This is a genomic window from Microbacterium proteolyticum (assembly GCF_029639405.1).
Taxonomy (GTDB): domain Bacteria; phylum Actinomycetota; class Actinomycetes; order Actinomycetales; family Microbacteriaceae; genus Microbacterium.
Map to the genome: position 1 here is coordinate 3,181,131 of NZ_CP121274.1, position 11,589 is coordinate 3,192,719.

The window sequence follows — 11,589 nt, forward strand, 5'->3', positions numbered from 1 at the left end:
CGGTGGACCACCATGTACGAGTGACGCGAACGCAGGAGAGCACCGCCCACTGGGGGACGTTCCAGGTCGAGATCTCGGACGACGGCCGCGCGGTCGTCGAGACGCGACCGTATCCGGACGACCCGGATGCCGCCCCGGCGATCGCCGCGGTCGCCGAAGGGCTCCGTCACCCGTCGCGCGTCACGCGTCCCGCGGTCCGCCGTCGCTGGCTGGAACGGGGCCCGGGCCCCGACCCCCTCCGCGGCTCCCCCGACGACCCGTACGTCGAGGTCGACTGGGACGAAGCCCTCGACCTCCTCGCGGACGAGCTCCGTCGTGTGCGCGCCGCCCACGGAAACCGGGCGATCTTCGGCGGATCGTACGGCTGGGGAAGCGCCGGGAGATTCCATCACGCGCAGAGCCAGTTGCACCGGTTCCTCAACTCCATCGGCGGTTACACCCGCTCGATCAACGACTACAGTCGCGGCGCGAGCCTCGTCCTGCTCCCCCATCTCATCGGGCCGATCGGTATGCGCGAGCTGCGCAACCGCCCGCCGTCCTGGGGACACATCGCCGAGCACACCGACCTGCTGATCGCCTTCGGAGGACTCCGCCGATCCAACACCTGGGTCGTGCCGGGCGGGCACGACCGCCACGTGGGGACGCGTTTGGCGCGGGACGCCGCCGCTTCGACCCGCATCGTGTCCGTCTCGGCCCAGCGCGACGACACCCTGACCGAACTGGATGCCGAGTGGGTCGGCATCCGCCCCGGAACCGACACCGCGGTGCTGCTCGCCCTCACCCACACGCTGGTGGCGGAGGGGCTCGCCGACGATGCCTTCCTCGCAACGCACACGGTCGGCGCCGACCGCGTCCGGGCCTACCTCCGTGGCGAGACCGACGGCGTCGAGAAGACGCCGGAATGGGCGGAAGCGCTCAGCGGGGTTCCGGCCCGGACGATCCGCGACCTCGCCCGGCGCGCGGCCTCAGGACGCACCCTCGTGAACGTGACCTATTCCCTGCAGCGCGCGGAGCACGGAGAGCAGGCGGTGTTCGCGGCGGTGACGTTCGCCGGGTTCCTCGGCCAGATCGGACTGCCCGGCGGCGGGTTCACCCACGGGTACGGGTCGATGGGCGACTACGGCGTGGGCGTCGCGCCCGTCCCCCTGCCGACCTTCCCGCAGGGCCGGAACCCGGTCACGGACTTCATCCCGTGCGCGCGCATCACCGACCTCCTGCTCCACGGCGGTGAAACGATCCCCTACGACGGCGGGACGCTCGATCTCCCCGACATCCGGCTCGTGTACTGGGCGGGCGGCAACCCCTTCCACCATCACCAGGATCTCCGTCGCCTCAGCGAGGCCCTCACCGGGGTCGACACGCTCGTGGTCAACGAGTTCCACTGGACCCCGACGGCCCGCCACGCCGACATCGTGCTGCCCGCGGCGACCGGCCTCGAACGAGACGACCTCGCGGCCGGCGCCGGCGACACCCGCCTGCGCACCATGCCGCGGGCCGTCGAGCCCGTCGGCGACGCGCGCGAGGAGTTCTGGATCTACGACCAGCTCGCCCGGCGACTGGATGCCGACTACGCCGAGGGCCGCGACAGTCGCGAGTGGCTGGAGAAGATCTACGAGGACTGGCGCGAGCGTCCGGACACCCCGGACGCCCCTCCGTTCGCCGACTTCTGGCGGGACGGCGGCACGCCTCTCCCCCAGCATCACTACCGGGACGGCGCGTTCACCGACTTCCGCGCGGATCCCGTCGCGCACCCGCTCGACACCCCGAGCGGCCGCATCGAGCTGTTCTCCGCCACCCTCGACGGATTCGGACTCGACGACACCGCCGGGCACGCCGTGTGGATCGACACCGCGGAGGCGGCGGGTTCGCCCTACGACCTGCAGCTGCTGTGCACGCAGCCGTCGCACCGGCTGCACAGCCAGCTCGACATGGCCGCCCCCAGCCGCTCGACCAAGGTCGCCGGGCGCGAACCCGTCCGGCTGCATCCCGAAGATGCGGCGGCACGGGGACTGACCGACGGCGACCTCGCGATCGTGCGCAGCGCTCAGGGCAGCCTGCTCGCCGGCGTCGTGACCACCGACACGCTGCTACCGGGCGTCGCGCGGATGCACACGGGAGCCTGGTACGACCCCAGCGCGCCGCGGATCGCCGACTGCATCAACGGCAACGTCAACGTCCTCACGAAGGACATCGGCACCTCGCACCTCACGCAGGCCTCGAGCGGCGCGCGGGTGGCCGTGTCGATCGCGCGGTACGACGGGGAGGTGCCGCCGATCCGGGCGTACGAACCGCCGCCCCTGGCGACGCGCTGAGACAGGCGTCAGCGTGTCAGCGTGTAGACGAGCTGAAGCGATCCCCCGGCGGTGACGTTCACGTCGGCGGTGATGCCCAGACCCTCGGATGCCACCTCGGGAAGACTCACGGTGGATGCCACGCCCTCATCGCGCGCCGCGTCGCCGACCTGGTCGCCCAACGTCGCGAGGTCGGCATCCGTCCAGCCCCACGCGGTCGCACGGGAGCGGAGATCCGCGGAGATCGTCGACCACGACCCGCTGGACGGGGGCTCGACGGAGATGCGGGTCACGCTGTCCTGTCCGGTCGTGATCTCGAAGTGCGACACTCCCCCGAAGGTGATGTCCTCGCCGCCCGTCCGGATATCGAGCGACAGCGGGACGAGCGTGTCGACGGCGGTGGTGCCGGCGAGGGGAAGACCGAGATCGGATGCCGAGGTAGTCGACGACAGATCGACGGTCACTCGTCCCTGCCGGTTGAAGAAGTCCTGACCCGCCTGATCGAAGCGCGACTGGCCGTCGGGCAGCTGCTGATCGGACGCGGCGACCGGAGATTCCTCGGTCCACCACGAGGTGTTCATGGCGTAGGCACCCACCCCGATCACCGCGCAGATGACCGCCGCGATGGCCAGGGTGATCCACGTCAGCAGCCGGTTCTTCCGCGCGGCGCGCGCGCTCGGCGATTCTTTTCGCGGGCGAGTGGCGGTGGAAGTCATGCTTCGTGCCTATCAAAGCTCGCGCAAAGCCTCTAGGGGCTCCAGAATCCTCGGAGGAAAAGCAAGAGCCCCGGCTCTTCGCAGAAATGCGATGTGACCGGGGCTTTCGTCTTGCTGGGGTACCTGGACTCGAACCAAGAACAACGGAACCAGAAACCGCCGTGTTGCCAATTACACCATACCCCAAGGCGCTGAACCGAAGTTCGTGCCGAGGATCAAGCTTACGTGACGCGGGGCTGAGCGCCAAACCGGCGCCCACCCGCGCGCGTCGCGCGGCACGGTGACCCCCGCTTCGGTGTCCAGAACACGCGGATGCCGGGGCGTGGCATCCGCGTGTCTTGGACACTCGACGAAGAACGCGGGGGCCGCGGCGGAACGCACGCGCGACCCGGGCTCAGCCCAGGTGCTGCACCAGGGCGTCGAGGCGGCGGAGGGTCGCGGCCTTGCCGAGCAGCTCCATCGACTCGAACAGCGGCGGCGACACGCGGCGTCCCGTCAGTGCGACGCGGGGCGGGCCGTAGGCGACGCGCGGCTTCAGGCCGAGTTCGTCGACGAGCGCGGCGGACAGCGCCTCTTGCACGGCCGCGGCGGTGAACTCCCCCTCGGGGACGAGCTCGAGCGCCCCGACGGAGGCCACGAGCACCTCGCCCGCGTTCGCGGGGAGACCCTTGAGCGCATCCTCCGCGTACGACACCTCGTCGACGAAGAGGAACCCGAGCATCCCCGGGACCTCGCCGAGCAGCTGCACACGCTCCTGCACCAGAGGCGCGGCCGCGGCGATGATCGCGCGGTGCTCCTCGGACGGCTCCTCGGACACGTACCCGGCTGCAGCGAGGTACGGCACGATGCGAGCGGCGAAGTCGTCGGCATCCAGCATCCGGATGTGGTCGCCGTTGATCGCCTCGGCCTTCTTCTGGTCGAAGCGGGCCGGGTTGGGGTTCACGTCCGCGATGTCGAAGGCCGCGACCATCTCGTCGAGCGAGAACACGTCGCGGTCGCTCGAGAGCGACCAGCCGAGCAGCGACAGGTAGTTGAGCAGACCCTCGTGGATGAAGCCCTTCTCGCGCTGCAGGAACAGATCGGCCTGCGGGTCGCGCTTCGACAGCTTCTTGTTACCGGTCTCCCCCAGCACCAGCGGCATGTGGCCGAAGCGCGGGATGAACGTTGTGACGCCGGCATCCACGAGCGCCGAATACAGCGCGAGCTGCCGCGCGGTCGACGGCATGAGGTCTTCGCCGCGGATGACGTGGGTGATGCCCATGAGCGCGTCGTCGACGGGGTTCACGAACGGGTAGAGCGGGACTCCGCCGGCCCGCACGAGCACGAAGTCGGGGAACGAGCCCGCGGGGAACGTGACCTCGCCGCGGATCAGGTCGACGTAGCTGAGGTCGTGATCGGGCACGCGCAGTCGCCACGCGGGCTGACGCCCCTCGGCGCGGAAGGCGGCCTTCTGCTCGTCGGTGAGGTCGCGATCGTAGTTGTCGTAGCCGAGCTGCTTCGCGCGGCCGTTGGCCTCGTTGCGCGCGTCGATCTCCTCCGCCGTGGAGTAGCTCTCGTAGACGGCACCGGCGGCGATCAGCTTGTCGAGGACCTCGCGGTAGATCTCGTGGCGCTGCGACTGCCGGTACGGGGCGTGGGGTCCGCCGACTTCGACACCCTCGTCCCAGTCGATGTTCATCCAGCGCAGGGCTTCGAGGAGCTGCTGGTAGCTCTCCTCGCTGTCGCGGGCGGCATCCGTGTCTTCGATGCGGAAGACGAGCGTGCCGCCGTTGTGGCGCGCGTAGGCCCAGTTGAACAGGACGGTGCGGATGAGACCGACGTGCGGCAGCCCCGTCGGGGAGGGGCAGAACCGGACGCGGACGTCGGCGCCGGTGGCGGTCGTGGTGCGGGGATCGGGTGTGGCAGACACCCCCCGATCCTACTCGGCGGCGCCCGCGCGGCCCGGGCGCCCCGGCGTCGGACGCGGGTGATCCACGAGCACCTCGTCGACGATGCCCAGCGCCGCGCCGACCGCGGGCACCCGCTCGGCGCCCCGCGCGGTGACGACGTGGAGCGTGCGGGCCTCGGCCACGGGGAGGCGCGGCACCGCGATCCCCGCGACGAGCGGGAGGGATGCCACGGCCATCCCCGGCAGGATGGCGACCCCGACCCCCTGGGCGACGAGGTTCTCGACGGCGACGTAGTTGTCGGTCTCGAACGCGATGTCGGGGGTGAACCCCGCCCGACCACACGCCTCGAGGAGGTGCCCCCGACACTGCGGGCAGCCGGCGATCCACCGCTCCCCCGCGAGACGCGACAGATCCACCGGGTCATCGCCGGCGACCGGGTGATCGGCGGGCACGACGACCACCGTGTCGTCGCCCCCGACCGTGCGGACGCTCAGACCCGTCGCCGCCGACTCGAGCTGCTCGCGGCGGTCGCCCGGGAAGCTGTAGGTGAGGGCGATGTCGGCGCGATCCTCGCGGACGGCGGCGATCGCTTCGGGCGGCTCGGCCTCGACGAAGCTCAGCGACACCCCCGGCCGACGCGCCGACAGCGCGGCGATCACCCGCGGGACGACCGTCGAGGATGCCGACGGGAACGCGGCGATCCGCACGCGCCCCGCCCGCATGCCGCGCAGTTCGGCCAGGTCGCCCGCGGCGGCGTCCAGCGCGGTCGTCACCGTCGCCGCGTGCCGGGCGAGGACCCACCCGGCCTCGGTCAGCCGGACCCCGCGCCCCACGCGCTCGACGATCGGCAGGCCCGATCGGCGCTCCAGCCGCCTCAGTTGCTGGCTCACGGCCGGCTGGCTGTAGCCGAGCGCTCTGGCCGCGGCCGTGATCGACCCCGTGTCGGCGATCGCCTTCACCACGCGCAGCGCGTGCGCGTCGAGTCCGTCGTCGTGGGGAGCGTCGCTCATGCTCATACATAAGCAGCCTGGATGCGTTTCATGCAAAACCTCCCGTAGTGCAATGCGCCGACCGGAAGGCACGCTGGACGCATGACCCTCGCCCCGCACTTCGCCGGCGGCCGCGACTACCTCGCCGCGTGCACGCTCGGACTCCCCCCGCGCGCGACAGTCGCGGCGGTGACCGCCGACATCGAGGCCGCCGCATCCGGTCGCCCCGACGTCGCCGCGGCCACGCGAGCGGTCGAGGACGCCCGGCGGTCCTACGCCCGGCTCGTCCACGCACCGGTGTCGCAGGTCGCGATCGCCGCGCAGACCTCGGTCGCCGTCTCGCTCATCGCCGCGGCCGTCCCCGACGGGGCGGAGGTGCTCTGCGCGGACGGTGACTTCGCGTCGCTCGTGGCACCGTTCGCGCACGCGGGTCGGGGCGTGCGTCTCCGGTCGGTTCCGCTGGCGAGCCTCGCCGCCGAGATCTCCGCCGACACGTGGCTCGTTGCGTTCTCGCTCGTGCAGTCCGCCACCGGCGAGGTCGCCGACGCCGCCGCGATCGCCGCCGCCGCGGCGCGCACCGGTACCCGGACGCTGTGCGACCTCACGCAGGCGGCCGGCTGGCTGCCGGTGGATGCCACCCTCTTCGACGCGACCGTCTGCCACGCCTACAAGTGGCTGTGCGCTCCGCGGGGGGTCGCGTTCCTCACGCTCTCCCCCGGCCTCGCCGGGGAGCTCCGTCCCGTGCACGCCGGCTGGTACTCGGGGGACGATCCCTGGGCGTCCTGCTACGGCACCTCGGCGCCGCTCGCGCCCGACGCGCGTCGCTTCGACGTCTCGCCCGCGTGGCAGGCCTTCGTCGGGGCCGCGCCCGCTCTCGCCCTCTTCGCCTCGGCCGATCCGGCCGCCGTCCACGCGCACGCCACGGGGCTCGCCGAGCGTTTCCGTGCGGCGATGGAGCTCGACGAACCCGGCCGCCCGTCGGCCATCGTCACCTGGCCGGATGCCGAGGGCTGCGCGCTCGCCCGGCTCACGGCATCCGGGATCATCGCCTCCGGACGCGCCGGACGCGCACGCGTCGCGTTCCACGTCTTCAATGACGAGGACGACGTCGACCGGGCGCTGTCGGCCCTGCAGGGGCAGCACACCGCCACGCTCAGCGTCGTGATCTGACCGCGACCGCGCCGACGCACACCGCCGCGACGGGAAGGAGCGCCCAGAGCGCCAGCCCGCCGTACCCCGCGATGTTCAGGATGACGCCCGCGAGGACCGACCCGACCGCGGCGCACGCCGTCATGAGAGTGTCGCTGCGCCCCTGACGGCGGGGACGGGCGGCGACCGGTGTCACCTCGGTCAGCAGCGCCGACCCCGCGACCGTCGCCGCGCTCCACCCGAGTCCCAGCAGCACGAGAGCGACGAGGACCCCGGCCTGCGACCACGGCAGCATCGCCGCCACCGCCAGAGCCGCAGCCAGCAGAACCTGCCCGAGGAGGACGACGGGGATCCGCCCCACGCGGTCGGCGAGGATCCCGAACACCGGCGAGAGTCCGTACATCCCGAACACGTGGAGCGCGATCGTCACGCCGACCGCGAGGGTGACGGCATCCGGAGCGACGATGTGCGAGAGGTGCACGGGCGTCATCGCCATCACGGATGCCATCGTCACGTGCGACGCGGCCACGGCGAACATCGCGTAGCGGGCCACGGCGGGCCGATCGGCCACCGCGTCGACGACCGTCGCAGCGTGCGCACGGTCGCGCCTCTGCGCGAGGAGCAGCGGGTCGGGCCGCAGCACGAGGACGTACAGCGCGAGCGCGCACGCCTGGGCGGCGAAGGAGAACAGGTATGCGCCGGTGAGGCGCGGCATCCCGATGCCTGCTCCGAGCACCTCGCCGGGCGCCAGCAGCAGGGGTCCGACGACGCCGCCGACCGTGGTCGCCCAGACGACCGTCGCGAGGTCTCTGCCCCGACGGGTGGTGCTCGCGAGGTCGGTCGCGGCGAACCGCGCCTGCAGCGTGCCGGCGTTCCCCGCGCCGATCAGGGCGATCCCGACGAGGAGCAGGGGGAACAGCCGCAGGGCGGCGGCGACGATCACGACGGCGATGCCGATGAGCGCGGCGACGTTTCCCGTGCTCAAGGCGAAGCGACGCCCGCGCGCCGCGGCGAGGCGCGCGAGCGGGATGGCGGTCAGCGCCGCGCCGAGCGTCACCGCGGCGGTGGCGAAGCCCGAAAGCGCCTCCTGGCCCGAGAGGTCAGCGGCCAGCAGGGCTCCGAGCGACAGGGTCGACCCGAATGCAACGCCGGTGAGCACCTGCCCCGCCGCCAGAACCCGAACGGTGCGGCGCTGCACGAGCGCGACGTCGACCGCCGCGCTCGTCGTGGGGTCAGGCATCGCGCGCGGTGTTGCGCAGCACTCCGATCCCGCTCACCTCGACCTCGACGGTGTCGCCGGCCTCGAACGGGCCGATGCCGGCGGGCGTGCCGGTGAGGATCAGGTCGCCGGGCAGCAGCGTGAACACCGACGAGGCGTACGCGATGAGGTCGGGCACCGAGTGGATCATGTCGGACATCGGTCCGTTCTGCCGCACCTCGCCGTTGACGCGGGTCGTGATGATCGCGGCATCCACATCGAGGTCGGTCTCGATGACCGGCCCGACGGGGCAGAAGGTGTCGAAGCCCTTCGCGCGCGTCCACTGCCCGTCGGTCTTCTGCAGGTCGCGCGCGGTGACGTCGTTCGCGACGGTGTACCCGAAGATATAGTCGGCCGCGCGTTCGGCGGGGACGTTCTTGGCGATACGTCCGATCACGACGGCGACCTCGCCCTCGTAGTCGGTACGGGAGCTGAGCGCCGTCGGCCGCACGATGACGTCGTCGGGACCGATCACGGACGTGTTCGGCTTGAGGAACATCAGCGGCTCGGCCGGCGCCTCGCCGCCCATCTCGGCGGCGTGGTCGTGGTAGTTCTTCCCGATGCAGACGACCTTGGAGCGCGGGATCACCGGCGCGAGGAGCGTCACCTCGGACAGCGGGATGCGCTCCCCCGTCGTCTCGAACCCGGCGAAGAGGGGGTCACCGCTGAGGACCACCAGTTCGGTGTCGTCGACGATGCCGTAGCGGAGGGTTTCCTGGTAGCTGAACCGAGCGATCTTCACCCGTTCAGCCTAACCGGGGCCTCCGACGTGGCATCCGCGGTTCTGCTCCATCGCGGGTGGTCCTCGCGCCGCCGCAGAGTCGGACGTGCGCGCGCACCTCCGGCACCCCTGGCGCCCCGACCCCCGGCGCCGCCGGCCCCGGCATCTCGCACCCCCGGCGCCCCCACACTTCCGGCGATAAACGGCATCCGCGGTGAGAAACGAGACGAGAGCCCGTTTCTCATCGCAGATGGCGTTTATCGGCGCGTCAGAAGCGCGCGGGCGGCAGCCCGGAACCCCGCGCGGAAACGGCGGAGGGGCCCCGATGTCGGGACCCCTCCGTGTTCGACGTGCGCTCAGGCGTCGAGGCGGTACAGCCAGTCGTGCTTGTCCTCGACCCGGCCGTACTGGATGTCGGTGAGCTCCTGGCGCAGCTCCAGCGCGAGGGTGCCGGTCGGCTGCTCGTCGATGAAGTCCTTGCCCTTGAGGATGCCGATCGGGGTGACGACGGCGGCGGTGCCGCACGCGAAGACCTCGACGATGTCCCCGGATGCCACACCCTCACGCCACTCGGTGAGCGAGACGTTGCGTCCGACCACGTGATGCCCGCGGTCACGGGCCAGCTGCAGGAGCGAGTCGCGCGTGATGCCCTCGAGGATCGAGTCGGACTGCGGGGTGACGATGGTGCCGTCCTTGTAGACGAACACGACGTTCATGCCGCCGAGCTCCTCGATGTTGCGGTCCTGGTCGAGGAAGACGACCTGGTCGCACTCGTTCTCGTACGCCTCGGACTGGGGCAGGAGGCTCGCGGCGTAGTTCCCGCCCGTCTTCGCCGCACCCGTGCCGCCCTTGCCGGCGCGCGAGTAGTCCTCGCTGAGCCAGATCGAGACCGGCTGCACGCCGCCCTTGAAATACGCACCCGCGGGGCTGGCGATCAGGTAGTAGGCGACCTTGTGCGCCGGGCGCACACCGAGGAACGCCTCTTTCGCGAACATGAACGGCCGCAGGTACAGGCTCTGATCGGCACCCGACGGCACCCACGCACCGTCCACGGCGATGAGTTCGCGCAGCGACTGCAGGAAGTACGGGACGGGCAGTTCGGGGAGCGCCAGGCGACGGGCCGAGCGCTGCAGGCGTCGTCCGTTCTGGTCGGGACGGAAGGTGTGGATCGAACCGTCCGCATGGCGGTACGCCTTGATCCCCTCGAAGATCTCCTGCCCGTAGTGCAGCACGGCCGCGGCGGGGTCGAGCGAGATGGGGCCGTACGGCGAGACGCGGGGCCGGTGCCACCCACCGCGGACCGACCAGCAGACGTCGACCATGTGGTCGGTGAAGTGCTGCCCGAATCCCGGGCTGGCGAGGATCTCGTCGCGCTGCGCGGGGCTCTTCGCGGCGAGGTTGCGGGTGACGGCAAACTCGAGCGGGTCGAGTCCGGTGTCGGGGTCGGTGTCGATGGTCGTCATGGTCTCTTTCACACGGTGTCGGGGGGCGCAGGGGCGGCGGCGCGTGCCGATCGGTCCAGGTTACGCCTGGACGCGGTCGACGATGGCGTCGCCGATCTGCGCGGTGCTGCGCGGGGTGGCATCCCGGCCGGCGATGTCGTCTTCCACCGCGCGGGTGACGCGGGCGGCTTCGTCGGTGAGCCCGAGGTGATCGAGCAGGAGGGCGACGGAGAGGATCGCAGCCGTGGGGTCTGCCTTCTGGGTTCCTGCGATGTCGGGCGCCGATCCGTGGACGGGCTCGAACATCGAGGGGAACGCGCCGTCGGGGTTGATGTTGCCCGATGCGGCGAGGCCGATGCCACCGGTGACGGCGCCGGCCAGGTCGGTCAGGATGTCTCCGAAGAGGTTGTCGGTGACGATCACGTCGAAGCGGCTCGGGTTCGTGACCAGGAAGATGGTGGCCGCGTCGACGTGCAGGTAGTCTACGTCGACCTCGGGGTGCTCCGACGCCACGGCGTCGACGATGCGTTTCCACATGCCCCCGGCGTGCACGAGCACGTTGGTCTTGTGCACCAGCGTCAGCTTCTTCCGGCGCCGCCCGGCGAGGGAGAACGCGTAGCGCACGACGCGCTCGATCCCGTAAGCGGTGTTCACGGACGTCTCGTTGGCGACCTCGTGCGGGGTGCCGCGGCGGATCGACCCGCCGTTGCCCACGTACGGTCCCTCCGTGCCTTCGCGGACGACGACGAAGTCGATGTCGCCCGGGTCGGCGAGCGGACCGGCGGCACCGGGGTAGAGCTTCGAGGGACGCAGGTTGACGTAGTGGTCGAGCTCGAAGCGGAGCTTCAGCAGCAGACCGCGCTCGATGTTCGCGTCCTTGAGTCGCGGGTCGCCGGGCACTCCCCCGACGGCACCGAGGAGGATCGCGTCGTGCTCGCCGATCGCGGCGAGGTCGGCGTCGGTGAGGGTGTCGCCGGTCTCGAGATACCGAGCGGCGCCGAGGGAGAACGGCGTCTTCTCGAACTCCACTCCCGATCCGGCGGTGACCGCGTCGAGGACCTTCACGGCCTCGGCGACGACCTCGGGACCGATGCCGTCACCGGGGATGACGGCCAGTTTGACGACGCGCGACAT

Annotated in this window: 9 protein-coding genes and 1 tRNA gene; 2 read left to right on the top strand and 8 right to left on the bottom strand. The window is 71.4% G+C overall.

Annotated elements, in window-relative coordinates; genetic code table 11:
• Positions 1-20: 20 nt before the first annotated feature.
• The gene (locus tag P8R59_RS15950; RefSeq protein WP_278101857.1) at positions 21-2,312 is read left to right on the top strand and encodes a molybdopterin-dependent oxidoreductase; all 2,292 of its coding nucleotides are present in this window, start codon (positions 21-23) and stop codon (positions 2,310-2,312) included.
• An 8-nt stretch (positions 2,313-2,320) separates the two neighbouring features.
• Here the strand turns inward: P8R59_RS15950 and P8R59_RS15955 are convergent, their stop codons facing one another.
• The 4 genes from P8R59_RS15955 to P8R59_RS15970 form a co-directional block, all read right to left on the bottom strand.
• Complete coding sequence (locus tag P8R59_RS15955; protein ID WP_278101858.1) at positions 2,321-3,007, bottom strand: hypothetical protein; 687 nt, start codon at positions 3,005-3,007, stop codon at positions 2,321-2,323.
• Positions 3,008-3,121: 114 nt separating this feature from the next.
• Positions 3,122-3,193 (bottom strand) — tRNA-Gln (locus tag P8R59_RS15960).
• 208 nt (positions 3,194-3,401) lie between these two features.
• Entirely contained in the window at positions 3,402-4,916 is a 1,515-nt protein-coding gene (gene gltX / locus P8R59_RS15965; RefSeq protein ID WP_278101859.1) for a glutamate--tRNA ligase, read from the bottom strand.
• 9 nt (positions 4,917-4,925) lie between these two features.
• The gene (locus P8R59_RS15970; RefSeq protein ID WP_278101860.1) at positions 4,926-5,906 is read right to left on the bottom strand and encodes a LysR family transcriptional regulator; all 981 of its coding nucleotides are present in this window, start codon (positions 5,904-5,906) and stop codon (positions 4,926-4,928) included.
• An 81-nt stretch (positions 5,907-5,987) separates the two neighbouring features.
• Between P8R59_RS15970 and P8R59_RS15975 the strand changes: the two genes are divergently transcribed.
• Positions 5,988-7,055, top strand: a complete 1,068-nt coding sequence (locus tag P8R59_RS15975) for an aminotransferase class V-fold PLP-dependent enzyme (protein WP_278101861.1) — start codon at positions 5,988-5,990, stop codon at positions 7,053-7,055.
• Here P8R59_RS15975 and P8R59_RS15980 read toward each other — a convergent pair.
• The 4 genes from P8R59_RS15980 to P8R59_RS15995 all read right to left on the bottom strand — a co-directional run bounded on the left by P8R59_RS15980 (position 7,039) and on the right by P8R59_RS15995 (position 11,589).
• Positions 7,039-8,274: an MFS transporter gene (locus P8R59_RS15980; RefSeq protein ID WP_278101862.1), complete on the bottom strand. Its 1,236-nt coding sequence runs from the start codon at positions 8,272-8,274 to the stop codon at positions 7,039-7,041. The genes P8R59_RS15975 and P8R59_RS15980 overlap by 17 nt on opposite strands.
• Complete coding sequence (locus P8R59_RS15985) at positions 8,267-9,034, bottom strand: fumarylacetoacetate hydrolase family protein (RefSeq protein WP_278101863.1); 768 nt, start codon at positions 9,032-9,034, stop codon at positions 8,267-8,269. Before P8R59_RS15985 ends, P8R59_RS15980 begins: the two co-directional genes overlap by 8 nt.
• Before the next feature lie 335 nt (positions 9,035-9,369).
• The gene (locus tag P8R59_RS15990) at positions 9,370-10,476 is read right to left on the bottom strand and encodes a branched-chain amino acid aminotransferase (RefSeq protein ID WP_077051688.1); all 1,107 of its coding nucleotides are present in this window, start codon (positions 10,474-10,476) and stop codon (positions 9,370-9,372) included.
• 60 nt (positions 10,477-10,536) lie between these two features.
• Positions 10,537-11,589 carry a 3-isopropylmalate dehydrogenase gene (locus P8R59_RS15995; protein ID WP_278101864.1) on the bottom strand — a complete coding sequence of 351 codons (1,053 nt, stop codon included), beginning with the start codon at positions 11,587-11,589 and terminating at the stop codon, positions 10,537-10,539.